Genomic DNA, 26,361 nt, shown 5'->3' with positions numbered 1-26,361 from the left:
TTGGAAAAATTGATAAAAGCACTTAAGTTTAACAGTTCAATATCGTTACTATATCATTTTATTTATGGTTATTTTTTTATTAAAAAAAAGGTATCGTTCCGATAGCGGTTTTCATGAGTTTTGGTATAAGCGAAGCAGGTTCAGAAGTTGATTGAAACCAAAACAGTGTATTTTAGATTACTTTGGAGCAGCAAAGTAGTTGAAGCCATAATCAACTTTATACTCTGTTAATTATGACCTATACTGGCGGACCTTTAAATGAATTGAACGGTAAGATGGGAATTTCTGCACCTTTTAGAAGTGTGCCAATAATGAAATTGATCCGAACGCATAAACCATTAAGCAAGGACGCATTAGTACAACTGATAGCATACCATTATACCAATGAATGTCCCTGCGGTATAAAAAGCCAAGGCACAGTTGAAATGTTTGGCAGAAATCTCTACGAGTCGCAGCTTGTTTATTGGAAAGAGTACCGCTACAGTTTAAAAGAGTGCATTCAGTGGGAATATGACCTGTTTGTGGTTCAATCTCTAAAAGGTGGAACCATCGAAAAAAAAGCAATTGATGATTTCAATGGTGTATTGAAAGATTTTTCATTTGAAGAAGCCGAAGGTTTTCTGGATGAAGATTTAAGAATAGACATTATTATAAAAAGGAATGCGATAGAAGTGGGGGGCATACAGGTTAAGCCACTAACTTTCAAATCCATGCGGCAGGAAGTCATATCCTTCAATAAGAAGGCGAACCAAAAATGGTGTAAGCCTGTGTTTTACCTGTACTACGACAAGGGTGAGCATTTCATCAACAGGGATGATATCGTCAAAGAGATACAAAACTTATAAATTGGTACTTGCAATCTCCTTTTTTGATACAGCTGAAAGTTGATCAAGTTCTGAGTAAATTGCGCGGAATTGCCCGTCTTCCTTTATCAACTCTTTCAGATAATGAAATTTGATGTTTTTTTCTTGACTGGTAATTACAGGCAAGTTCAGGTTGTTATTAAAATGTTTTATTTCCTTCTTTTTAGGATCCAGCTTTCTGTTTTTAATAAATTCACGATGATTATCAATTCTATTGTCGATATTAAAATTTAGATCGGCCGGAGGTGTCGATTGAATATTCTCATTGATGACCTCCAAAAATCCTGGATCAATTTCATAACCGATGCTATTACGCTGAGATGCTATGGCGGCCAAGGCAGTAGTTCCAGTTCCTAAAAACGGATCTAAAACGACATCATTTTGAAGAGAATACATATTGATCAATCGATAAGGCAATTCAAAAGGATACGCAGCACTTCTTTGGCGGGATTTAGAATTATCGATTCTTTGTCGGGTACCTTTTAAATCCCACAGATCAGAAAACCAAAGATTTCTTTCTTCCCAAAAAAACGAGCTTTCTTGTCTTCTTAATTTGTCCTCAGGCGTTTTAAATTCGCGTTTTCCTCCTTTTCTAAATATTAGCACCCACTCATGTTCCAGGGTGACATAGGCTCCTGCTGGCAACATTCCAGATCCCATAAACTTATTTGGAGCGTTTGTTTGTTTCCGCCAGATGATATTAGGCAAATTAGGAATACCCAGTTTATGAAAAGCGGAGATAATACGTGCGTGATTTGGGTATAGAGCGAAGTTTGAATTTATTGTCCTGGTGGCATCCCCAATATTTATACAGGCGAACCCACCGCTCTTTAACACTCGCGCAACTTCCTTCCATATTTTATCCAATTCAAGATGCATTAATTCAAAGGCCAATTGAGAATCGTTATTTGATAATGCCGTGGCTATTTTCGGATTTTGTGACGCCATAATATCATCCCACATTTCAATCATTGGATAAGGTGGTGAGGTGACCACAAGATCAATTGAATTGGAATCAATATTATGCATGTTTTGAGCAGCACCAATGATCGTTTTATGAGTTGTATCCTTTATCTCCATTTGGCAAATATAAGAAAGTTACCTATAGCTAAAAGGCACGTTAATTTCGGATATAAGTTTTTAAATGATCGCGAACAAACCACCTAATCCATCTCCCTGTTCCATTCCTATTTATTTTAATGTAGAAGACTGATTTTCACAGTCTTTAACAATATGAACAAAAGTTTCGTTAAACTTTTTATTCGTATTAAATTATATAATAATTTTGGGTAAAAACGACAAAAAATGAAAACTGCTAACTTTATTAAAATTGGATTAGGTGTAATTTTATTGGCTGTTGTCAGTCTTATTTCTTTGAAAACTTTCGCCCATAAATCAGAACCTTCTGCGGTTAAAAAAAACTGGACAAACGTTAATGGGAACATTTCCCTGAATGAAAACACGTCGGTTACTATTGACAGCAATACTTCAGACTCAGAGTTTGAAGACATTCAAGCACTGCTTAAAGAACAACATATTGACGCCTCATTTACTCAAATAAAGCGTAACGATATTGGAAAAATTACGGGTATAAAGATCAAACTTACCGATGCCCAAGGGAATCAAGCGGTGAGCCAAATGTCGAGTCATACGCCAATCCCTCAAATTGTTTTCGGGGTAAAGGACGGCACGCTCTACATCACGCGAAGTGATAAAGAACATGGAGCAATGGCATTTTTCAATCGTCCAAATATGGCCCCTTTTGGTTTTGATAACGATTCTATCGGAGCTCTAACAATCCCGCAATTTGGAGGTTTTAATTTTGATGATTTCTTTAATGAAGAGGATGGTGCATTCTTTTTAAACGGACGAACATTGAATTTGGACGAATTTAGAGAACAGATGAAAAAACAAATGGAATCCAGCGGATTTTTTGGAAACAACCTGTCCCAGTTTTTTGACCACTACGGCAATGGTAATTTGTCAAGTAAATTCAACTTTAGAGATGACCCAAACACAAATAAGTTGATTATTATTGACGGAAAAGAATCAGATTTTCAAACCTTGGACCATCTGGCCAAATCCGATCAATTACAAACCGTAGATCATCTGCGGTCAGATACTGCTAAAAGCATTTATGGTGAAAAGGCTAAAGATGGCGCTGTAATTGCCACCACAAAGAGCAATAAATAATTTTAAGCGACATAACCTATAGCACACCACCCAAGGCGGTGTGTTTTTTTATTCGCATAAATAAGTCTTAGAGCTCGAAATATGCCGAAAGACACACTGAAATTGTGCAGTCATAGTTGGCAAGCCTTCTATTTCCGGCTGAACTAGTTTTGTAAAAATATGATTGAAATCTCCTAAATGAGAATACTATAAGTTAAATAACTATAAAAATAGTTGTAGAACTGCAAAAATAGTTATATTTGAACGTTTTAGAAGACATTCTTTAATTGAAAATAAAACTGTTTATGCAAAAGCTCACAAATAAAGAAGAAGAAATCATGCATATCATATGGAAGCTCGAGAAAGGCTTCGTAAAAGATGTCATGGCAGAAATTACAGAAAATAAACCACACTATAACACCTTATCCACCATAATCAGAAATTTGGAAGAAAAGGGTTACGTGAGTTATCATGCCTACGGAAAGACCCACCAATACTACCCTATTGTCAGTAAGGAAGCCTACAAAAAACGGTTCATGAACACTGCCATTGAGAATTATTTCAATAATTCCTATAAGAATGTGGTCTCTTTTTTCGCAAAGGAAGAAAAAATAAGCATCGAAGAACTAAGGGAAATCATTGCTCTAATTGAGACGAAAAATACCCAGGAAACAGACTCTAAAAATTCCAAAAAGCATTAATTATGGAGTATTTACTAAAATCGAGCGCATTGATTGTCGTTTTTTACGCGTGCTACATGCTGTTTTTGCAGCGGGAAACCTTTTTTAATGCCAACAGATGGTTTTTATTATTGGGACTTATGACTTCCATTCTGTTGCCATTATTCGTCATTCCCATCTACGTGGAAGCTCCGGCAATTCACTACAGCGGATTTACCATGGTTGCAACAACCATCCAAACCACTCCAGAGCCAACATTTGATGTGATGACTTTGCTTATATGGTCTTATATTTTTGGGGCAACTTTCTTTTTGGGCCGATTAATGGTTCAATTCATTTCATTAGTGAAAATCATCAAAAATAATGATAAGAAAAAAATCAGTAAGTACATCTATATAAACACATCACAGGATGTAACCCCATTTTCATTTTTCAAATGGATTGTTTTTAATCCGGAATTATTTAAGGACGAAGAGCTGGAGCTCATTCTGCAACACGAAAAAATTCACGCATCGCAATTCCACAGCATTGATACGGTTTTAATTGACCTCGCCACTGTTCTATTTTGGTTCAATCCTTTTATATGGCTATACAGAAACGCCCTTAAACAAAACTTAGAATTCATTGCCGATCATCACACTCAAAAACAAACCAGTTGTGAAGAACGCTATCAAAAACTATTGCTTAAAACCAGCTTGCCAGAACAGGATTTAATAGTCGTCAATACTTTTTTCAATTCACCAATCCAACTTAAGTTATTTGGAAAGCAAATCACGCTTTTCACCACTTTCGGACAAGTCAAAAAACGAATCGTTATGTTACACCAATCAAAATCAAACCTTATGAACGCTTGGAAATACAGCATTGTCGTGCCCATATTGGTCATTTTTGCCCTGACTTTTAATACTGAAACTATTGCACAAACTACGGTTGCAGAGAAAGAAACTGCAATAGAGGATCAACAAAATATTTTAAAGTTTGTGGTGACCAAAGATACCAAAGACCAGCAATTGGATTTCATAAAAGAGAAACTTACTGAAAAAGGAGCTACAATCTCTTTTAGGAATGTGAAGCGGAATTCTAAAAATGAGATTACTGGAATAAAGGTTGCCTACAGCATTGAAAGCACAAAGCTTGTTCATTCTAAAAAATTGCCTGAACCGATTAAACCTATCGAAATTTCGTTGAATCCGTCCACTGGTGACATTCATGTTGGCGAGCAAACTCATGGGCTGGGTCAAACCTTTAAAATTGAAACAGATGGAAATGGACAAAGAAGTTTAAATAAAATCAACTCTAAAAGTTCCGTAATAAACATTACTGACGAAAAGGGAAATAAAGAAAGTATAAAGCTTGAAAATGGTCATACAATGATTGAAAAAAGCGGCAAAAAATTCTATGTAACTAAGGACAAAAAGCAACTTATCATTACAACAGACAGCACCGGAACATCACAAAAAATAAATCTCACAACCGACACAATTATTGCTCCAAAATCAAACAGTTCGCAAAATAGCACATTTAGCATATCAACTGGAGTAAGCAAAATAGTTTACTCCGATGATGAAAATGATCAAGGGGAAGTGATTTTTGAACAACGTGCCAGTGTTTTTTCAAGTTTAGAAAACCCACCATTGTACATTTTAAATGGTAAAGAAATCTCCGAACAAGAAATGCAAACTGTTGACCCGAACACAATTAAAAGTCTTGACGTTATAAAAGACAAAGCAGCCACTAAAAAGTATGGCAAAAAAGGCGAGCATGGGGTGATTCTAATCACCTCCAAAAAAATCGCCAAAGCTGAAGATGGAGAGCTTATCTTCGAAAATAAGGACAACCCAAAAACCAATAGTCTTGAAGCTGATCAAAATATTGAAATCATTTATGAAAAACCCTCCAATATATTTTCACAATCTAAACATCAACCACTTTACATTATTGACGGAAAAGAAACTACAAAAGAAGAGATGGATGCCTTAAATCAATCAAACATTGCATCCGTATATATTTTAAAAGGTGAGCAGGCTACAAAAGAATATGGAAAGAAAGGTAAAAATGGGGTCATCATTGTTACAACGAAAAAGAAATAATTGAGATTATAATACAGATGAGAAAGCCCAAATTCAAAAAAGAATTTGGGCTTTCTCTTTTTCAAGCTCCTGATTATCATTCGATCATAATCTTTTTAGTCAAGACATTTCCTTTTGATTCCAACCGCATCAGATAAACGCCTGTTGACAAACCAAAATCGGAAGATAGGCTCAAAGACACATCTTCTGTCACCCGATGCCGCATCAATTGACGATTATCCATGCTAAAGACTTCTATTTGAGTCTCGCTCTGAATTCCTGAAATGTGTAGTTGATCTCTGATCGGATTTGGAAAAACTTTAAGATTCAGCGCAATGTTCTTTTTTAAACCCAATTCCTTATTCCAAACTTGTCCTCCCCGATTTCCCCAAATATATTCAACCAATTCGGGCAAATCGATAAAAGGATTCCTATTGTATTGCCAAGTATAAATGATATTGTTTCGGTTCATTTCAAAATCGTCAGGCGGATCATTTCGGTGCCATTCCAATAAAGTTGCCAAATCTCCGAGCTCGCCTACGGTATCTTCAGGAAACCCATTGACAATTTCAAGACCATTGTAGCGTAAGGCCAAATAAAAAACACCACGTGCCACATCGCCTCTAAATTTGCCTAAAGTTCCCTTTGGTCCATTGTACTGTCCGTAGTGCAAATTGCTCCGTCTGCTATTCTCACGCGAATCGGCGGCACGGATCGCATGTGCATCACTATTTGCGTGTCGAAGGGAGTCGGCATTGGTATTCCAATAAACCTCCTTGCCATCAAAAACTTCATCTAAATCGATGCTATAAAATCGGCCTCTACTTCGCGGATAGGTATGCTCCCTATTCCACTTATTAAGGCTTTCACTTGAAATCTGAAAGTCCAATTTTGGACGCCCAGTTTCAGAGTATACCAACCAGACTTCATTACTGTGTTCAGGATTTTGATCGGCTTCTTTTAAAATATCAATGACATCAGAATAAGTTTGAGCCCTGATCACGCCTTCCTCCGCGATAATGTCTTGGATAGCTTGTTTTAAATCAGCATCCGCCAAACCATTCAAACTATCGTAATAGCCATCGGGTTGTGTGCTATTGACCATGCCGAACGTCGGATTTATAGGGGTTCCAAAAGCAGCAATCGTAAAATCATTATCTACCACTCTTATCTCCAAATGGTTATTCAACGCTAAAAATGTTGGTGGGAATCCTGAAATAGTCACCTTCATAACCTCATCGCCTTCGTCGTCATCGTCATCAATGATGTAAATCGTAGTGGTTACGGTGTTTGATCCGTTGGGAATTGTCAGTACCGTGTCACCAGTAAAATCAGCGGCATTAAAACCAAAATTGTCCAAACTTAAATTAAATGTAAGATCTTCAGTTACATTTTGTTCTGTAGTGAAAGTAATATCAAAAATATCGCCTTCATTATATTGGGTTTCCGCAATGTCTATCCAAATGCCATTCAGTACAATCCCAGAACCATCGTTCAATTGCCTCGGTGTAGGCGTTGCTGTCAAATAGGTAACTACACCGTCATCATCCACAAAACGTTGGATGGAATTTGTATTGTTGTTCGGACCTTCATTGATCTGTTGGATATCAGGATCAAAGGCTCTAAATATATCCAACAAGCCAGTGGCATCAGGATCGTTGGTACCATAAACCAAAACATCCACCAACCTGTCGTCCACATAAGCTAAAGTATGTTCAGGAAAATCCTCATCATTTCCACGATAGAGTGCCACCGCATCAGGGCCATTTTGGATCACAGAAACAGGTATTAAATATTGGGGTGTCGGAACCACAAACCTACTTCCAATAAGCATAATACCATTAATATCAGTTTCATAGCCATCTAAATCCAACGCCAAATAGCTCGTGTTGCCACCAGCTATTGATCCGTTAAAAAACACCAAAACATAACCATCCAAAGGGAAATTGGGCGTTTCGGATAGGAGTTCAACAAACTCCTTGTCGTCGATACTTGGCGTATCACAATCCAATTCATTGATAACCACCTGTGCGAAGGTTATGGTCGAAAAGATCAGAAAAAGAAAAAATACAGCTATATGTTTCATTATGAGGTTTTTACTAAAGATACACAACCAATTGAGATAAAAAACATTGAAGCTCTATAAACGGTAAATTTAACAATTTCTGAATTTCAAAAACTCAGTACGAATAGTCATCAAAATGATCAACATGCTGAAATTACAAGATTTTAGGATAAAATCTCTCTAAGATTTTCAAAACACCACAAAAAAGACGCTTAAAACCTAACACTATATAACAATATATTCCATTTATAATTACATAAACAAACCATCATCAAGCAAAAAACTATGCATCTAAAACAACAATGATTATTTTAATAATAAATATAAAGTCAAAATCATTAAAACTTATTATGATATTAGGAATATCCAATTTTAAACCAATATATTGAAAGGACAATTGCAATTAAAACACTGTATTAACCTTTAAAACATTACTAATATGATCACACTTGCCAAAATTATAATCGTTATTATTTGTTCGATTAATTAAACCTAACAGCTAAGTAAAACTCAGTCTAGAATGAGTTTTAGTCTTAGTTTTTTGAAACAAGATTCATTTTAATAATTTTCAGGGCTTTAATTTTTATCTTTGTTACAGAAGCGGCACAAAGTATCCACTTTAACAGAGCATCATTATGAAACGAAGTTTTTTTAAATTTTTGGCAAAAATCAATAAAGCATTACTTCCAAGTTATTCCAAGCGTCAGCTTGATCTATCCAAAGCTTCCAAACTCCAAATGGCCATCATTGGTTGGCGGGTCTATGTTACAAAAAATGCGTTAGATTAAAACCGCAGCTACAATCCTCAAATTCCAACTATATTTTCTGCTATCTTTGCAGAAAATAATCATCAATGTCATTTAAGGACTTACAACTCAACAAACCCATTTTAAAAGCGTTGGCTGAAACCGGCTACCAATCGCCCACCTTAGTTCAAGAAAGAACCATTCCTTTGGTTTTGGCTAAAAAAGATGTCATTGCCTCTGCGCAAACAGGTACGGGTAAAACCGCCGCCTTTGCACTTCCCATTTTGCAACTCCTTTTTGACCATCAGGATGAGTCTAAAAAAACAAAGAAAATTAGAGCTTTAATTGTCAGTCCAACTCGTGAGTTGGCCATTCAGATTGCTCAAAACTTTAAGACTTACAGTGCCTATACCAATTTAAAAACCATAGTGATTTTTGGAGGCGCCTCCATTGATCCACAAATTGACCTTCTAAGAAAAGGCGTCGACATTGTTATTGCCACCCCTGGTCGCTTGCTTGATTTGCACAAACAAGACCAAATCAATTTAGATTATATTGAAATATTGGTTTTGGATGAAGCTGATTTAATGCTGGACATGGGTTTTATTGATGACGTGTCAAAAATTGAGCGGCTTTGTCCAGAAGAAAAACAGGTTCTGCTTTTTTCAGCAACCATGCCCTATAAAGTGGAGCAATTGGCGAACTCTATTTTAAAATCGCCAGAACGCATAGAAGTAACCCCTACATCATCAGTGGCAAAAAATGTAAGCCAAGTACTATATTATGTTCCAAAACAGCACAAAATAGAATTGTGCCTCCATTTGTTGCGCAATACAATTAAAGGCAATATTCTGATTTTTAGACGGACAAAATTTGGGGTTGAGAAACTCGAGCAAACCCTCATTAAAAATGGGTATAAGGTTGAGAGCTTTCATGGTGATAAAACCCAAAGTGATCGTCAAGCGGCGCTAAATAAATTTAAACATGGTGAAGCCAATATTCTAATAGCCACAGACGTTGCTGCCAGAGGGATTGACATTCATGAATTGGATGCAGTTATTAATTTTGACATCCCAAACGTGCCTGAAACCTATGTGCATCGCATCGGAAGAACAGGACGTGCAGAGCATTATGGCAACTCTTATTCTTTCTGTTCTGCGGATGAAAAGACCTATATCAAGAGCATTCAGCAATTGATCAACCTACAAATTCCGGTTGAAGAGGATCATCCCTACCCTTTGGATCCAAAGGCAAAACCTATAATTCATACCTCCAAGAAAACAGGAAGTAAGCATAAGAAAGGACGCAAAGGAAAAGGCTCAAAAAGCAAGAAGAAACGTTGGTATTGAAAAAAGCCAGAAGCAGGGCGCACTGAATTGTAGTTTATACTTTATAGTCAGTTTAAAGTTATTAAAACTAAAGCACATTTGAAGCTTTCGTTCGTTAACATGTTCATCCAATTGAATAGAATTTTAATAAACGAAAGCACTCAAGTCTAAATTTCTATATCATCTTTGGAACTAATCAACATCCATCCTAGACATTATAGAGTTTATAGATTGCTTTTTCAGAAGATCGCAATATTTTATTCATTTTGATTTTAAAAACTTCGTCTTGCAATTTATAAGTGCGTTTCTTACGGGTAGATTTTTGTATTGGATAACTATTCCTAATAATTACAGCTATTATCACGAACATATTGGCAATATATAAAAGGCCTCAGCTCCATAGAATTCTCAAAACGGCTCCATATTTTTTAACGTGTTTTTATTATTAAATGTATCTTTAAAGTCTTGAACTTTTATCAGCAACTTTCAAAAAAACAAACGTCGCTTAAAAGACACCCCTATGAATTATAAAACAACACCGTTTTATTTATTGTTACTTTATGTAGGTTTAGGCTTTGCTCAAACCACTATAAAAGATGCTCAAACCAATTATCCGGTGTCCTATGCCACAGTCTCCTTTAATAACGGGAACGGTTTATTTGCAAACGATGAAGGCCAATTTATCTTTACGAAAAAACTTTATCCAGATATTGATACACTCTATATATCTGCTCTAGGTTTTAAAGATTTTAAAGTTGCCACTGCAAATTTACCTAAAACCCTTCTGATGTATCCAGAAGTCAATGCTTTGGACGAAGTATTGATTTCAGCCAAAGTGGATCGGAAATTCAAAGTGGAAAAAATCAAACCCTATTTAGATGATGATTATTACAACTGCTGGTTGCCAACCATAGAATCTGAAATTGCCGTGTATTTTAACAATCCGGATGATGCTTTGAAAAAAATAACTAAGGTACATTTCCCTATTACCTTAGAATCTAAAGATTGGGACAAACGAAAGCGCTCCAATGCAGATAAGAAACCATTTTCCACCCTATTTAAGGTGAAATTTTACAGCAACGAGAATGGTCAGCCAGGGAAAGAAATCCTCTTTCGGAACATCGTTTTCCGAGCGACTGAAAAGGATGGGGACAACTTTACATTGGACGTTAGTGACGAAGACATCTTTATACCGCAGTCAGGCGTATTTGTATCCCTACAGGTTTTAGGATACACGGACGATAAGGGCAAATTATTGACGAATAAGAAATACAAGGAGATTAAATCCAGAGATGGAAGTATAATAAAAATCCCGACCAATTTTAGACCGCTACTTCCTTTTACGGATGAAATATCAGAAAATAAAACATACATTAAACGTATTTTTGTCAACGAAAATAAATGGACGCGATTTGAGAAAGGCAATAATTTTCAATCCACTTTACTTCAATCGGGATTAAATAATTACGGTATCGGACTCACTTTTAACGTTTATAAAGACTAAAAACTAATGATTTATCCTTGGCATCTTTACTTAATGGCAGCAATCTATGTGTTTGCTGGCATCATGCATTTTATCAAACCTAAGATGTATTTACGCATTATGCCAAGATACTTGCCCAACCCTAAAGTCCTGGTATTTCTTAGCGGAATTGCTGAGATTTTGTTAGGTATTGGACTGTGTTTCCCAGCTACAAAAAACATAGCCATATCTGGGATTATTGCCATGCTGGTCGTATTTTTAATTGTGCATTATTATATGTTAACCAGTAAAAAAGCAGGTGCTGGTATTCCGGTATGGATCTTATTATTGCGAATTCCCCTTCAGTTCGTATTAATGTATTGGGCGTTTTGGTATTTTCAACTCTAATTTTGGCCATGAACATATTATCTTAGTTAACTTAATCGAATACAATCATCATGAATACTCCCAAACTTTTATTTTATTTAATCCTATTTGCTATGGCTGGCTGTGCAGAATCTAAAGAAAAGGAAGACGAAGTAATTTATAGCTACGTGGAAGAACCACATTCTTATGCAAAACCAAATAATGCCTTTGTTAATCATTTGAACTTAGAGATTGCGGTCGATTTTAAAAATGAAATTATTACGGGTAAAGCCATTTACGACATTGTCAATAATAATAGCACACAAATAATCTTAGACTCAAAGAATTTAGATATTGAATCCGTCATGGCTGACGGCAAGGAAACCGAATTTTCATTGGGGGCCAACGATAAAATATTGGGACAGCCACTGACCATTACCATTAAAAACGACACCAAGAAAATTGAAATTCTTTATAAAACCACAAAAGATTCGGAGGCTTTACAGTGGTTAAGACCCACGCAAACAGCCGATAAAACAAAACCTTTTCTTTTTACACAAGGACAGGCCATCTTGACGAGAACCTGGATCCCCATTCAAGATAGTCCACAAATACGTTTAACCTATGAGGCCACCGTACAAGTGCCCAAAGGTTTGATGGCCGTTATGAGCGCTGAAAACCCGAAGGAAAAAACAGAAAATGGTCTGTATCACTTCAGAATGAAGCAGGCCATTCCTGCTTACTTAATTGCATTGGCAGTGGGCGATTTAAATTACAAAGCCATTAGTGAACGCACTGGTGTTTATGCTGAAAAGTCAATGCTCAATAAAGCATTCGATGAGTTTTCTGACATGGAAAAGATGGTTTCAGCCGCCGAAAATCTTTATGGCGATTATGTTTGGGAACAGTTTGACGTTATTGTTTTACCACCCAGTTTCCCTTTTGGCGGGATGGAAAATCCGAGATTGACTTTTGCAACGCCTACGGTTATTGCTGGCGACAAAAGTTTAACCTCACTAATTGCACATGAGCTTGCGCATTCGTGGTCTGGTAATCTGGTTACAAATTCCACTTGGAATGACTTTTGGATCAACGAAGGCTTTACTGTGTATTTTGAAATGCGGATCATGGAGGCACTCTACGGAAAAGAACGTGCCGATATGTTAGCGCTAATCAGCAGACAGGATTTGGACGATGAATTGGAATATCTAAAAGATACACCAAACGCCACTAAACTCAAGCTTAATTTGAAAGGTAAGAATCCTGATGACGGCATGAACAGCATTGCTTATGACAAAGGCTATCTCTTTTTAAGAACTTTGGAAGAAACTGTTGGCCGTGATCAATTTGACGCCTTTCTCCAAGAGTACTTTAAAAAACATGCCTTCTCAACCATGACCACAGAAAAATTTGTGACTTACCTCAACACCAATTTATTAGAAAAAAACAAGATCACATTTAATACTGATGAATGGATCAACCAGCCCGGGGTTCCTGAGAATCAAGCGGTGGTTACTTCAGATAGATTTAAAAATGTCGAACATATACTTCAAGAGTTTATTGAGGACAATAAATTCGATAAGGAGCTCACCAAAGAGTGGACACCTCAAGAATGGGTGCATTTTATTAGAAACTTTCCAACGACCATGACGGTGGAACAGATGAAAACCTTGGACGACATGTTAAACCTTACCAATTCTTCAAATTCCTATATTCAGATGGTTTGGTATGAACAGGCTATAAATCATGATTATCACGGAAGAAATGTGGACGCCAAAATTGAAGAGTTTTTGACTTCAGTAGGACGGCGTTGGTATGTAGAGACTATTTTCAAAGCATTTAAAAGAAATGACAGATTGGACGATGCGCTAAAAATCTACGAGAAATCACGTTCTAACTACCACTCTGTAACCGCGAATACCATTGACCATCTATTGGGATACGAGTCTGACAGTGATGTTCTCGAGCCATTGTAAGGGCATTATAAATAATTGGCCACCAACCCGGAATTATCAATAGATACATTAATACTGCCTGTCTATTGGCCATCCCGACCTATGGTTCAATTACTCCACAACAAAATCAAAATAAGTATCCGGAAATGGCTCCCATCTCAATGTAAAATGCCACCATTCTTTAGGGTAGTTCCTAAAATTGTGCTTTAGCATCACATCCTGCAAAAGTTGTCGGTTTTGCAATTGTACTTCTGTGAGATTGGTATAATCAAGCCAAGATTGTTCACCAAAAAAATCATAAGCTCCCCCCATATCTAAAGGCACTCCAGTATTACCATCAGTAATGGTCAAATCAATGGTACTTCCTCTACTGTGTCCAGATTTAGAAGCAATATAACCGTCTCTAAATAAAAACTGCTTATCGACGTCAGGATAAAATTCGCGTTTTTGAATCGTGTCTGTCAAATCTTTGGACCAGGCCACAAAATGATTTACCGCCCGTTGCGGACGATAAGCGTCATACACTTTTAAGCATAGATTTTGATATCTCAGTTCATCCTGCACTTTTTCCAAGGCTTCTGTAGCGGCACGGGTCATAATCAATCGGTTGGAATTATAACCATCAATAGGCTTTCCTATAAAATTATTGGAGGTATAATACCGCAGTTCTACGTCCAAATCAGGAATATGATCCTTAACATAAACAAACCCTTCCGGTAGTTGTGCTACCGGTGCTTTGACAAATGCAAAACCTATTAGAATAAAAACTAAAAGTAATATGTTGTTTTTCCTCATGGTAAGGCTAAATTAAACAAAATTAACATTAGGAATTGTCCGAGGTCTAAAAAGAAATCCCCCTGTATGTCCTAAACTATGCGGCAAAAAAAAACCTCTCAAAATGAGAGGTTTTACAAAGAGCCGATGGAGGGACTCGAACCCACGACCTGCTGATTACAAATCAGCTGCTCTAGCCAGCTGAGCTACATCGGCCTAAGCGACTGCAAATATAATCTCGAAAGCCATATTTGCAAATCTTTTGAAATAAATTAATCTAAATTATTAATTTTTTCAATCAGTGCCTTACCTCTTGTTTCCAATTCAGCATTGATCGCTTTGAAATGTGCCTTTTTGTTTTCTACATTTTTTGCATTGACTTTTGCAATCAATTCGTCAAAAGTGGTAATCGCCTCATCAACAATAGCTTCAGTCTTTTTTGTGTCTTTACCGGTGTTTGAATACTCCCACAAATAAGCCGCTTCAATAATATCGCCTAAAACAAAATTAATATCCTTTTTCAGGTCTCTAACATTTGCCATTTTTATATTTTTTAAAATTTTCACAAAAGTAAACAATTATAACATCCACTCTACAATGGATTGTGTATATTTTAACTATACATAAACCTCCAACAAAGTGGCGTCATTTGAAATAATTTGATAAGCGCTAATCGCCGCTGGAAGTAAGATTGTCTCACCTTTCTTTATAGTTTCAGAGTGGGATTCAGTCTTAATTTCAGCCTCTCCCTCAACGCATATATAAATAATAAACGAATCGTAAGTGTTTTTCTTATCGATGGTTTGATCAACGTGTAAATAATTGGTAGTAAAATATTGGCAACTTACCATGGGGTTGGACTGGTTTGCAGTTTTGCTGTAAGTGACCCTAAAATTGTCCTCCATATCAAATCCGATGGCATCAATGGCCAAATCAGTGTGCAGCTCACGTTCATTGCCAAAATCATCGGTCCGATCCCAATCGTAAATACGATAGGTGATATCACTAGTTTGCTGGATTTCTGCAAGTAAAACCCCTGCTCCAATGGCGTGTACCCTACCAACTTCGATAAAATATGTATCGCCCGCCTTTACCTTGTCAAAATTGAGAATTTCAGGAAGGGTTTTATTTTCTAAATGTTCAAGATAAAGTTCAGGAGTCATTTTTTGATTGAAATCAACAATCAAATTAGCATCCTTATCCGCTTGCATCACATACCACATTTCTGTTTTTCCGAAAGAATTATGTCGTTCCGCCGCCAATTCATCATTTGGGTGCAATTGAATGGAAAGGTCCTCTTTAGCATCAATAAACTTGATCAATAGTGGAAACTTATTTCCAAACTGCTTATAGTTCTTTTCACCAATCAAATCGGCTTTGTAAGTGCTCAATAAATGTTTTAAGGATTGGTTTTCTAAATTGCCGTTGATTACAACAGATGTATCGCCTTCCACATCGCTGATTTCCCAACTTTCGCCAACATTTGGTAAGTGGGACGCTTTATGCAATAAATTTTTTAGTTTTTCGCCACCCCAAATTTTATCCTTTAGGATGGGCTGGAATTTCAATGGATATAAGGTGTTTTTCACAATGATTTTTTTAAAACGATAAGTTCCGTGACTCTAAAAAATAATAGAGTGTAATTTCTGATGGGTTAAGCGCCAGAATACGTCACAAAATTTCGAGGTGTTTCGTATAAGGTAACGGTCAGATCAAGGGTTGGTTTCAGTTTGGGTTTTATTTTATCGTAGATTACAACAGCAATATTTTCGGCGGTGGGATTCAAAGCCTTAAACTCTTCCACCTCAATATTCAAATTCTTATGGTCTAAATAATCTTCAATTTCGTCCTTAATGATGTCCTTTAATACTTTCAGATCCATTACAAACCCTGTCTCTTGGTCAATTTTACCAGTAACGCTAACGGTCAATTCATAATTATGCCCGTGGTAATTAGGATTACTACATTTACCAAATACCTCAGCATTCTTCTTATCGCTCCAATCCGCTCTAAAAAGGCGGTGCGCGGCGTTAAAATGTGCTTTTCTGCTTACGGTAACAATCATGGTCATCCTCTATTTATATGTTCGTAGAATTTATCGAAAATAATTTTAAACCATTCCGTATAAATCTCTGGCTGCTTGCGCATGTCAGCTTTCACCTTTTCTAAAGGCATCCATTTCCAATCGGCAACCTCATCAGGATTTATAACTGGGTCGTCCTCATAATTTCCTATCATCACGTGGTCAAATTCATGTTCAGTGAGCCCATTGTCAAAAGGAGCCTTATAAATAAATGACACCGTATTTTCCAATTCTGTTACAAAACCCATTTCTTCCTGCAACCTGCGTTTCCCTGCTTGAATATTGGTTTCCCCTTCACGCTGATGGCTACAACAGGTATTTGCCCAAAGCAATGGCGAATGGTATTTATGCGCCGCCCGTTGCTGTAACATCAGTTCATTTTTTTTATTAAAGATAAACACGGAAAAAGCGCGGTGTAAAAGTGCTTTTTCGTGAGCCTCCATTTTCGGCATTAAGCCAATTTGCTCGTCTTTTTCATTAACGAGAATTACTCTTTCTTCAGTCATAGCTTACAAAAATACCAACAAAAGTTATAAAAAGCATCAATGTTAGCTTAAAATTAAAATCGGTTTAATTCTTCTATCAAATTTGCCTTCAATAATAGTATCTTTGCATCCCATTTTAGCAGAATATGAGTTTTAAAAAAGAAATAGAAAGACGACGCACGTTTGGCATTATTGCGCATCCAGATGCCGGAAAAACAACACTCACCGAGAAATTATTATTATTTGGTGGTGCCATCCAGGAAGCTGGTGCGGTTAAGAGCAATAAAATTAAAAAAGGAGCAACGAGTGACTTTATGGAAATTGAACGTCAGCGTGGAATTTCTGTCGCTACTTCAGTATTGGCATTTGAATATGAAGGCACAAAAATAAATATTCTGGATACGCCTGGGCATAAGGATTTTGCTGAGGACACGTTCAGGACCTTAACTGCTGTTGACAGCGTTATAGTAGTTATTGACGTTGCTAAAGGTGTGGAAGAACAGACCGAAAAATTAGTAGAAGTTTGTAGAATGCGAAAGATTCCAATGATCGTGTTTATCAACAAACTCGATCGTGAAGGAAGAAATGCCTTTGACCTATTGGATGAAGTGGAACAAAAACTTGGCTTGAGAGTTATTCCGATGAGTTTTCCAATAGGCATGGGCTACGACTTTAAAGGAATTTATAATCTTTGGGATAAAAACATCAACCTCTTTAGTGGCAGTAATCGAAAAAGTATTGAAGAAACCATAGAAATTTCCGATTTGGAATCAGAAGAAATAGACGCACTGATTGGAGAAAAAGCAGCCAATACGCTTCGTGAAGAAATTGAATTGGTTGAAGGAATCTACCCTACTTTTGATAGAGACGAATATTTAAATGGAACACAACAACCTGTGTTTTTTGGGTCTGCCTTAAACAATTTTGGGGTTCGTGAACTCTTGGACTGTTTTGTAGAAATAGCGCCAAAACCGAGACCTAAACAAAGTGAGGAACGTTTAGTAAAACCGGATGAAAAGGAGTTTACTGGTTTTGTATTCAAAATACACGCCAATATGGACCCGAACCATCGTGACCGTTTGGCTTTTATAAAAATTGTTTCTGGAGCTTTTGAACGCAATAAACCGTATCTGCACGTCAGGAAAAACAAGAAAATGAAATTCTCCAGTCCAAATGCCTTTTTTGCGGAAAAGAAGGAAATAGTGGACATTTCCTATCCGGGTGATATTGTAGGTATTCACGATACGGGCAATTTTAAGATCGGCGATACTCTTACTGAAGGTGAGATCATCAATTACAAAGGTATTCCAAGCTTTTCTCCTGAGCATTTTAGATACATCAATAATGCAGATCCATTAAAATCAAAACAGCTTTATAAAGGCATTGATCAATTAATGGACGAAGGCGTGGCCCAGCTATTTACTTTGGAACTTAATGGCAGAAAAGTTATAGGAACCGTAGGCGCGTTACAGTATGAAGTCATCCAATACCGATTGGAGCATGAATATGGTGCCAAATGTACTTATGAAAATGTCAATGTCTTTAAGGCATGTTGGGTAGAACCAACGGATCCAAAAAACGACGAATACAAAGATTTTTTAAGAGTAAAACATCGGTATTTGGCCAAAGACAAACAAGACCAATTGGTGTTTTTAGCCGATTCTCAATTTACATTGCAGATGACACAACAAACCTATCCGAGTATTAAATTTCATTTTGTTTCGGAATACAAGTAGTTAAAGTACTGCGGCATAAAGACGTATATACAGGTTTAGCAACTATTCAGCCAATCTAATTCAGTTATTTTCTACCAGTTTGCCCCTCGCTAAAGGGTGACATGGTAGAAATCCTTTTAATTCCCTTTGGTTTAGAGAAAAGCAAGAGGATGTATGTGGAGTAGTAAATATAGTTACAAGGTACATGTCTGTTTTTAATCAAACCTAAACCTACCACCCCTTCTTGTTTCTCCTTTTGGACCTAAGCTATTGAACTTCCAGCTAAAGCTCAACATAAAATACTGTTCCAAAACTGTGCTTTGAGAATCTTGGATATAATTTTCAGTCGTGGTCCGTTGGGCATTCGTATTTTGATTCAAAAGATCATAAACTTTTAGTGTCACCGTACCATTATCTTTCAAAACAGAGTACGCCAAGGTTGCGTTCCAAAACCAGGCACTTTTTTGAAATCCCTGAGCCACATTAGGATTGTACATATAGTTGATATCATTTCGCCATTCCAGTTTTTTAGGAAAAAAGGTAGCTGTTCTTATACCTAAGTTATGACTCATAAAATTTCTGTCGTTAAAATCTTCCAAATCATATCGCGTTTTAGTGATGGACAAGCGATAGTTCGGTCTGATTTCAAAAAGATTTTTCCAATTATAGGTCAGTTCTAAATTTGGATTCAGTCTCGTGCTTGTAGCAGCGTATTCTACATCATTATTGAAGTTGACTTGCTTACCTAAATTTCCAGATAGCCCTAATCGGACCTTTACAGTCTGCAAAGAATCTAATCTAAAATCTTTACTGAAACTTGAACCGATAGACACCGAATAATTACCATCAACGTTGGTGTAGGTTGTATTTCTTACCAAGTTTTCGTCAACTGTTGTTTTAGACACCACCTTGTCTTCTGTAAGATTAGCCCTGGTATACATGTAAAACCCAGTTCGTTTCTGAAAATCAAAATTATTAAATCCAAAACTCAGACCGTGCCTTGTTGAAGGTTTTAAGTTCGGATTCCCGGTGACGGTATTCAGAGGGTTTGACACATCTTCAAAAGGCTGCAATTGCGATATGGCAGGGGCATCATTTGCATAATCATATCTAAAGTTAACCGATGATTTTGGACTAAAACGATAATTCATATTCGCATCTAAATCCAAAAAATCAAAACTTTCTTTTAAACTCAATTCTGGTCTCAATTTATCAGCATTTTCCATTATCCTATTGGTGTAGCCGGAGCCTAATCTGAAAGTCATTTTATCAGAATTATACACCAATCTGATATTGGGCGAGTGGGTTTGGTTTTTATTGATGAAATCGGTGCTTAATTCGGTGTTGAAGTCGTCGTATAATTGTGAAAACTCATCAAAATCAAAGGTACTTCTTAGGTCTTTACGTTTATCAGTATTAAAGCCATATCGAAAATCTATAAACCATTTTTTTGCCTCTAGCGGCAATCGATACGTCACGCCCATATTTAATCTGTTGGAGCTTCTTTCGCCATCAGTAAACTGCTTTCTTACAATATCTTTAGGTACGTCGCCATAAATATTAGTTTCCGAATCTAAAAAGTCATCGGAATTTGTGGCATTGATATTAGCGTTCATGTGTACTCTTAAAAAGGCGCCACCAGTACCAAATCGCTTGGTCAAATTAAAGTTATTGCTAAAATTCTTTCCTATAGTTTCCACAAAAGATGCGCTTTCCGACTGGTTGGTAAGCAGCCCGTTCTCATCTCTGGAAGCCTCTTCACGGTCATAAGTATTTGTGGATTTAGAAAAACTAAAAGACGGCCTCACATTGACCATTAATGTTGAATCTATCTTAATGTCAAAAGCCATATTGGCCCGATGGCTATCCGTATCGTTAACAGAATTGGAAGCAGAGCGCGTATAATATCGAGAGTCGGGCAAAAAATTTTCCCGTTCAGTAACGGTAGCATTCTTTGAATTACTACCTGAGTAAAAATAATCACCAGAAAAATCATTACCCTCACCAAGTTCATCAGCATAATTAACACCAGCCGTAGTGGATGTGGTAATCCCTTGACCGCCCCCAAAAGACCGGCCATCAATACTAAAAGAACCGCCACCTCTACCTCCTGACATCCTTCTGGAACCGCCAAACATCTTTCTAATCTCGCCAAAACTAAAGCCTGAGGAGTTAATGTTGTTTCCTCCAGATAAAATACTCAAACGCTGCTCATTATCAAAAATATTGATCATTCCAGCATATTCAAATCGATCATCAGTTCCTGCGCCTGCGGCTACCCTTCCAAAAACACCTTTATTGTTTTCTTCTTTGATTGTTAGGTTGATTGTTTTGTTCTGATTGTCCCCTTTCTCGCCACTAAAGGCTTCTGCTTTCGACTTGGTATCCGTAATCTGAATCTTTTCAATTAATTCTTTAGTAAGATTTCTTGTAGTAATGGTAGGATCGTCGCCAAAAAACGGTTTGCCATTGACATAAATTTGATTGACTTCCTTGCCATTGACTTTAATTGCACCATCCTCATCCACCTCTACTCCTGGAAGCTCCTTTAACAAGTCCTCAACATTGGCATCCCTTTTAGTTTTAAAAGAGGCGACATTAAATTCTAAAGTATCTTTCTTTACAGTGATTGGCGCTCTTGATCGCACTATAATCTCATCTAAGACATTAGCAGATTTTAGAGCAATGGTTTTGAGATTGATGGGCGTTTTATCAATTTTGAGAACTTTGGTATATGTTTCAAATCCGATATAGGAAATGGTCAGGTTTAACGAATCTTCATACGTTCTGTTATCTAAAACAAACGCTCCGTTTTTATCTGAAATGGTATAGCTTACTAAAGTGGAATCTTTAAGCGTTTCCAAGTAAATGGTAGCCGACTCTAATGGTGTTTGATCTTCTTCTGAAATTAACGTACCAGAAATTTTAAACGGTACACCTTGGGAAAAAGTCATTGATGCCCACAAAAATGCGAGCATAAATAGAAATTTCTTCATGTGTTGGATTGACAATTAATAGCTTTCAAAAACCGAAGATATAAGAGATATCCGACGGGAATCTTAAAAAAACTATAAATAAAACCTAAATTTTATTTCTTACGCATATAGACACTGATAGGCACGCCATGAAAGTTAAATTCCTCACGAAGTTTATTCTCTAAAAACCGTTTGTATGGCTCCCTAACATATTGGGGTAAATTACAGAAAAACGCAAATTGCGGTTGCGGGGTTGGCAACTGCATAATGTACTTGATTTTAACGTATTTTCCCTTTAAAGCTGGTGGTGGATTATTCTCAATAATTGGCAATAACACCTCATTTAGCTTGCTGGTTTTTATCTTCTTTGAGCGATTGTTATAAACTTCTACTGCAGTTTCTATAGCTTTAAAAATTCGCTGCTTGTTAAGCGCAGAGATAAAGACGATAGGGACATCAGTAAAAGGTTCAATCTCTTTACGGATTTGTTTTTCGTAATCCCTTACCGTATTGGTATCTTTTTCAACCAAATCCCATTTGTTGACTAAAATGACAATACCTTTGCGATTACGTTCTGCTAGCCAAAATATATTCTGGACCTGACCATCAAAACCACGTGTGGCATCATGGACCAAAATCACAACATCACAATGCTCTATAGCTCTCACACTACGCATTACCGAGTAAAACTCTAAATCTTCCTTTACCTTTGATTTACGACGGATTCCCGCAGTATCTACCAAATTAAATTCAAATCCGAATTGGTTGTATTTTGTATCAATGGCATCTCTGGTTGTTCCGGCAATATCAGTAACGATATATCGCTCTTCACCAATAAGTGCATTGATGAAAGAGGATTTTCCGGCATTTGGACGCCCCACAACGGCAAACCTTGGCAAATCACTTTCCTCTTCTTCAATGTATTCTGGCAGTGCTTCGACTACGGCATCCAGCAAATCGCCCGTACCACTCCCATTGATGCTGGCAATTGTAAAATAGTCTCCCAATCCTAACGAATAGAACTCTACGGCATTTTCTGCACGCTTATTATTATCCACTTTATTAACGGCCAATAAAACTGGTTTGTTAACCCGTCTCAACAATTCAGCAACGTCTTCATCCATTCCGGTTACCCCGGTTTCAACATCAACCACAAAAATGATGACATCTGCCTCGTCAATAGCAAGCTCCACCTGTTTGTCAATTTCAACCTCAAAAACATCATCACTACCAACAACATATCCTCCAGTATCAATTACAGAGAACTCACGTCCATTCCACTCTGATTTTCCATAATGTCTATCTCTGGTCACACCACTTACGGCATCAACAATAGCTTCCCTCCGTTTAATTAAACGATTGAATAAGGTTGATTTACCTACATTTGGACGACCTACTATGGCTACTATATTACTCATGACTTCTAAATTGTTTGCAAAGGTAGTGTTTCCTTTCTGAAAAAAATAGAGTATTTTTCAGCGCTTTAAATTATATCTATGTCAATATCAAACGAAATTGTCCTGAGACCACGTTTTAAAATGGAATTAAACCATGGCAATGCGTTTGTTCTCAAAACATTTGAGGAGGCGAAATCAACCTCCAAAATTTATAAAATAGTTCGGGTTGACGACCATGTTTTTATACGATTGCCCACTCATGAGCAACAGTTTTGGTCGCCACAATTACATCTGGAAATCAATGAAATAGACGACAAAACTTCAACACTCCATGGGCTATTTGGACCAAATCCGACCGTATGGACCATGTTTATGTTTTTGCATTTTTTAGTTGCAGGGCTTTTTATTGCCTTTGGAATATGGACCTATACCAATTGGACTTTAAAAAACACCTATGCATTGCCTATGGGATTGATGCTATTTATGGTGGTGGTTTGGTTTGGACTATATTTTGCAGGTCGGTATGGGAGAGCTAAAGGCAAAGAGGAGATGCACAACCTTTATGATTTTATGGATACAACTCTAAAAACAAATGGATTGATATAGGGAGTTGTTACGCTAAGTTTCGCGGAGTACCGCGGAGAGTTTTTAACAGATTTTGAGTTGAGCGCCCTCTACCAACTACCCACTACCCTCTAATAAATTATTACACAGAGTTCCACAGAGCGGTTCTTTGAGAAACAGTCTTTGTTTAACTGATTTTGAGTTGAGCAAACCCTCTACCAACTACCCTCTAACAACTACCCTCTAATAAGTTATTACACAGAGTTCCACAAAGTAGCACAGAGTTCCACAGAGCGGTTTGTTGAGAAACAGTCTTTGTTTAACAGATTTTGAGTTGAGCAAGCCTCTACCCACTACCCACTACCCTCTAACAACTACCCTCTAATAAATTATCACACCGAGTTCCACAAAGGAGCACAGAGTTCCACAGAGCGGTTTTTTGAGAAACAGTTTTTGTTTAACTGATTTGTTGAGCAAGCCCTCTACCAACTACCCTCTACCAACTACCCACTAATAAGCTTATTAAACAGAGCTCCCCAGAGAGGTTTTGAAACATATATACGAATCCACATTTTTGGCATTAGTTTTGGATGGCATCTCAACTGAAAACTGCCTACTCGTAACTGTAACCTACTTTTGGTTATACCCAAAGCGCTTTAACTGTTTCTGGTCACTTCGCCAATTTTTATTCACCTTAACATAGAGTTCTAAATGGACTTGTTTACCGAAGAACAGTTCCAAATCCTTTCTGGCTTCAACACCTACTCTTTTTAAAGCAGCACCCTTATGTCCAATGAGGATTCCTTTTTGAGTTTCGCGTTCTACCATAATAACAGACCGCATTCGGATAATGTTTTCTTCCTCAAAAAACTCTTCAGTGTCAATTTCTACAGCGTAGGGAATTTCCTTTTTGTAGTGCATCAGAATTTTCTCCCGAATGGTTTCGTTCACGAAAAAACGTTCCGGTTTGTCCGTCAATTGATCTTTTGGATAAAATGCTGGCGATTCTGGTAAGAGCTCAATAATTCTCCCAAAGACTTCTTTAACGTTAAATCCTTCTAAGGCGGATATTGGGTAAATTTCCGCATTTGGTACTTTTTCAGACCATAACTGCACTTGTTCTTCCAATTGCTGTTGATCAGACTTGTCAATTTTATTGAGCAATAATAGCACTGGAATTTTAGCATTGGTGATTTTTTTAAAGAAGGCCTCATCTTTAAGTTCCTGTTCTCCTATTTCCACCATGTATATCAAGACATCGGCATCATCAAAGGCAGATTTCACAAAATCCATCATGGATGCCTGAAGTTCGTAAGCCGGTTTGATAATTCCTGGGGTATCGGATAAAATGACCTGGAAATCATCGCCATTGACAATGCCAAGAATACGGTGCCTTGTTGTTTGTGCTTTAGAGGTGATAATGGATAGTTTTTCGCCAACAAAGGCATTCATCAAAGTTGATTTTCCAACATTTGGATTTCCTATAATATTTACAAAACCTGCTTTATGCATCTTACTGATAATTTTTACAAAGATAAGTTTTAAATTTTAAGACGAATCATTCACACCCATGGGTTTTAATAGCACAAGTCTTCCCTTGGTTAAAAAGGCAATTCGGAAATTATGCCTCTGGACCTCGCCTGCCCTTCCAATTGGATGGTCCATGAAGTCCCTGATTGTTCTTGGAGTCGTGCTTCTCCTTTTCAATCTGCTCAAGCACTTCAGAAATGGTATACGCATCGTGTCCATATTTTTTTGAAAACTCCTTGGTAAACGCTGCTCCAAAAAAGAAAATAAGACACGAATAAGATACCCAGAGTAGCACCAAAACAATACCACCAGCGGCTCCGTAAGTTGATCCAGGATTGGCAGTTCCGAAATATAGACCCAATAGGTATTTACCAAGGGTGAAGAGTAAGGCTGTAATAAAGGCGCCAATCCACACCGTTTTCCATTTGATTTTTGCATCTGGCATGTATTTGAACATCAGCGCAAAAAGCGTAGTCACAACCGCTACAGACAGCACCAAATCCAACAAATAAGCAACATAGAGTACTATTTGCGGAAATACTTCTTTTATATAACTACTTAATACACCCAAAATTGCAGAAATGATAAAACTTATCAGCAATAAAAATCCAATGACCAATATAAATGCAAAACTCCTGGCCCGATCTGTAACGAGTTTTTTAAGGCTGAATTTTTCGGATTCTTCTACCTTCCAGATTTTATTGAGCGAAATCTGTAATTGGTAGAATACCCCTGTAGCCCCAAAAATTATACTGGCAATTCCAATCAGGGTTGAAATAATATTCTTTTCCGTATTGAGTGTTTCGGTAACAATAGTTTTAATGATATCGGCGGCATCCTGTCCTAAAACTTCGCTTATTTCTTGTGTCAATTGGCCTTGCACAATCGCAGGACCCCAAATGCTACCTACAATATTGATCAGAATAACAATTAGTCCGGGTAGAGACAATACGGCATAATACGCCACCACAGCACTTAATCGAAATGGATCTTCATCATTCCATGTTTTGAAACTTTTTACGAATAAAGAAGGGAGGTGCTTTAATTTGAAATTTTCTTCTAAATGCTCTGACTTTTCTGATTTATTTGTTGATTCTGCATCCATTGGGAAACGAATTTTTATATCTTAAAG

Annotated in this window: 22 protein-coding genes and 1 tRNA gene; 11 read left to right on the top strand and 12 right to left on the bottom strand. The window is 37.1% G+C overall.

The features are described from left to right. Nucleotides 1–233: 233 nt before the first annotated feature. Nucleotides 234–845: a hypothetical protein gene (locus H3Z82_RS09540; protein ID WP_182205273.1), complete on the top strand. Its 612-nt coding sequence runs from the start codon at nucleotides 234–236 to the stop codon at nucleotides 843–845. Here H3Z82_RS09540 and H3Z82_RS09535 read toward each other — a convergent pair. Further along, entirely contained in the window at nucleotides 840–1,943 is a 1,104-nt protein-coding gene (locus H3Z82_RS09535) for a DNA-methyltransferase (protein WP_220459164.1), read from the bottom strand. The genes H3Z82_RS09540 and H3Z82_RS09535 overlap by 6 nt on opposite strands. 225 nt (nucleotides 1,944–2,168) lie before the next feature. Here H3Z82_RS09535 and H3Z82_RS09530 point away from each other — a divergent pair, with 225 nt between their 5' ends. From H3Z82_RS09530 to H3Z82_RS09520, 3 genes are all read left to right on the top strand, one after another. Then, complete coding sequence (locus H3Z82_RS09530) at nucleotides 2,169–3,056, top strand: hypothetical protein (RefSeq protein WP_182205272.1); 888 nt, start codon at nucleotides 2,169–2,171, stop codon at nucleotides 3,054–3,056. A gap of 284 nt (nucleotides 3,057–3,340) precedes the next feature. Next, nucleotides 3,341–3,736, top strand: coding sequence for a BlaI/MecI/CopY family transcriptional regulator (locus H3Z82_RS09525; RefSeq protein WP_182205271.1), 396 nt, complete (start codon nucleotides 3,341–3,343; stop codon nucleotides 3,734–3,736). 2 nt (nucleotides 3,737–3,738) lie between these two features. Beyond that, nucleotides 3,739–5,805, top strand: a complete 2,067-nt coding sequence (locus H3Z82_RS09520) for a M56 family metallopeptidase (protein WP_182205270.1) — start codon at nucleotides 3,739–3,741, stop codon at nucleotides 5,803–5,805. A 76-nt stretch (nucleotides 5,806–5,881) separates the two neighbouring features. Here the strand turns inward: H3Z82_RS09520 and H3Z82_RS09515 are convergent, their stop codons facing one another. Continuing rightward, entirely contained in the window at nucleotides 5,882–7,870 is a 1,989-nt protein-coding gene (locus tag H3Z82_RS09515) for an endonuclease (RefSeq protein WP_182205269.1), read from the bottom strand. Nucleotides 7,871–8,484: 614 nt separating this feature from the next. Here H3Z82_RS09515 and H3Z82_RS09510 point away from each other — a divergent pair. The 5 genes from H3Z82_RS09510 (at nucleotide 8,485) to H3Z82_RS09490 (ending at nucleotide 13,727) form a co-directional block, all read left to right on the top strand. After that, nucleotides 8,485–8,637 carry an SsrA-binding protein gene (locus tag H3Z82_RS09510; RefSeq protein WP_182205268.1) on the top strand — a complete coding sequence of 51 codons (153 nt, stop codon included), beginning with the start codon at nucleotides 8,485–8,487 and terminating at the stop codon, nucleotides 8,635–8,637. 65 nt (nucleotides 8,638–8,702) lie between these two features. Beyond that, on the top strand, nucleotides 8,703–9,944 hold the full coding sequence (locus tag H3Z82_RS09505) for a DEAD/DEAH box helicase (RefSeq protein ID WP_182205267.1): 1,242 nt from the start codon (nucleotides 8,703–8,705) through the stop codon (nucleotides 9,942–9,944). Nucleotides 9,945–10,443: 499 nt separating this feature from the next. Further along, nucleotides 10,444–11,427: a hypothetical protein gene (locus tag H3Z82_RS09500; RefSeq protein WP_182205266.1), complete on the top strand. Its 984-nt coding sequence runs from the start codon at nucleotides 10,444–10,446 to the stop codon at nucleotides 11,425–11,427. Between the two features lie 6 nt (nucleotides 11,428–11,433). Next, nucleotides 11,434–11,793, top strand: coding sequence for a DoxX family protein (locus H3Z82_RS09495; protein WP_182205265.1), 360 nt, complete (start codon nucleotides 11,434–11,436; stop codon nucleotides 11,791–11,793). A gap of 50 nt (nucleotides 11,794–11,843) precedes the next feature. Next, on the top strand, nucleotides 11,844–13,727 hold the full coding sequence (locus H3Z82_RS09490; RefSeq protein ID WP_182205264.1) for a M1 family metallopeptidase: 1,884 nt from the start codon (nucleotides 11,844–11,846) through the stop codon (nucleotides 13,725–13,727). Nucleotides 13,728–13,817: 90 nt separating this feature from the next. Here H3Z82_RS09490 and H3Z82_RS09485 read toward each other — a convergent pair whose 3' ends face one another. The 6 genes from H3Z82_RS09485 to idi all read right to left on the bottom strand — a co-directional run bounded on the left by H3Z82_RS09485 (nucleotide 13,818) and on the right by idi (nucleotide 17,069). Beyond that, nucleotides 13,818–14,501, bottom strand: a complete 684-nt coding sequence (locus H3Z82_RS09485; RefSeq protein WP_182205263.1) for a M15 family metallopeptidase — start codon at nucleotides 14,499–14,501, stop codon at nucleotides 13,818–13,820. Nucleotides 14,502–14,622: 121 nt separating this feature from the next. Further along, nucleotides 14,623–14,696 (bottom strand) — tRNA-Thr (locus H3Z82_RS09480). Nucleotides 14,697–14,752: 56 nt separating this feature from the next. Further along, the gene (locus H3Z82_RS09475) at nucleotides 14,753–15,022 is read right to left on the bottom strand and encodes a hypothetical protein (RefSeq protein ID WP_182205262.1); all 270 of its coding nucleotides are present in this window, start codon (nucleotides 15,020–15,022) and stop codon (nucleotides 14,753–14,755) included. Nucleotides 15,023–15,097: 75 nt separating this feature from the next. Further along, a complete protein-coding gene (locus H3Z82_RS09470; RefSeq protein WP_182205261.1) occupies nucleotides 15,098–16,069 on the bottom strand; it encodes a type I phosphomannose isomerase catalytic subunit in 972 nt (323 codons plus the stop codon). A gap of 65 nt (nucleotides 16,070–16,134) precedes the next feature. Then, a complete protein-coding gene (locus H3Z82_RS09465; protein WP_182205260.1) occupies nucleotides 16,135–16,545 on the bottom strand; it encodes a 6-pyruvoyl trahydropterin synthase family protein in 411 nt (136 codons plus the stop codon). 2 nt (nucleotides 16,546–16,547) lie between these two features. Then, nucleotides 16,548–17,069: an isopentenyl-diphosphate Delta-isomerase gene (gene idi, locus H3Z82_RS09460; RefSeq protein WP_182205259.1), complete on the bottom strand. Its 522-nt coding sequence runs from the start codon at nucleotides 17,067–17,069 to the stop codon at nucleotides 16,548–16,550. A 125-nt stretch (nucleotides 17,070–17,194) separates the two neighbouring features. Between idi and H3Z82_RS09455 the strand changes: the two genes are divergently transcribed. Beyond that, entirely contained in the window at nucleotides 17,195–18,784 is a 1,590-nt protein-coding gene (locus tag H3Z82_RS09455; protein ID WP_182205258.1) for a peptide chain release factor 3, read from the top strand. A 194-nt stretch (nucleotides 18,785–18,978) separates the two neighbouring features. Here H3Z82_RS09455 and H3Z82_RS09450 read toward each other — a convergent pair whose 3' ends face one another. Together H3Z82_RS09450 and der are read right to left on the bottom strand one after the other, a co-directional pair. Continuing rightward, nucleotides 18,979–21,759 (bottom strand): outer membrane beta-barrel protein, encoded by a 2,781-nt coding sequence (locus H3Z82_RS09450; RefSeq protein ID WP_182205257.1) that lies wholly within the window; start codon nucleotides 21,757–21,759, stop codon nucleotides 18,979–18,981. 92 nt (nucleotides 21,760–21,851) lie between these two features. After that, nucleotides 21,852–23,156 carry a ribosome biogenesis GTPase Der gene (der, locus tag H3Z82_RS09445; protein WP_182205256.1) on the bottom strand — a complete coding sequence of 435 codons (1,305 nt, stop codon included), beginning with the start codon at nucleotides 23,154–23,156 and terminating at the stop codon, nucleotides 21,852–21,854. A gap of 78 nt (nucleotides 23,157–23,234) precedes the next feature. Here der and H3Z82_RS09440 point away from each other — a divergent pair, with 78 nt between their 5' ends. Further along, the gene (locus tag H3Z82_RS09440) at nucleotides 23,235–23,741 is read left to right on the top strand and encodes a GTP-binding protein (RefSeq protein ID WP_182205255.1); all 507 of its coding nucleotides are present in this window, start codon (nucleotides 23,235–23,237) and stop codon (nucleotides 23,739–23,741) included. Between the two features lie 588 nt (nucleotides 23,742–24,329). Here H3Z82_RS09440 and era read toward each other — a convergent pair. Beyond that, the gene (gene era, locus H3Z82_RS09435; RefSeq protein WP_182205254.1) at nucleotides 24,330–25,211 is read right to left on the bottom strand and encodes a GTPase Era; all 882 of its coding nucleotides are present in this window, start codon (nucleotides 25,209–25,211) and stop codon (nucleotides 24,330–24,332) included. A gap of 109 nt (nucleotides 25,212–25,320) precedes the next feature. Beyond that, nucleotides 25,321–26,334 carry a YihY/virulence factor BrkB family protein gene (locus H3Z82_RS09430; protein ID WP_182205253.1) on the bottom strand — a complete coding sequence of 338 codons (1,014 nt, stop codon included), beginning with the start codon at nucleotides 26,332–26,334 and terminating at the stop codon, nucleotides 25,321–25,323. Between the last annotated feature and the right edge of the window lie 27 nt (nucleotides 26,335–26,361).

Source organism: Gelidibacter maritimus (assembly GCF_014062315.1).
Lineage (GTDB): Bacteria > Bacteroidota > Bacteroidia > Flavobacteriales > Flavobacteriaceae > Gelidibacter > Gelidibacter maritimus.
Note: the sequence above shows the minus strand (reverse complement) of the source record. Positions and strands in the feature narration are given on the sequence as shown.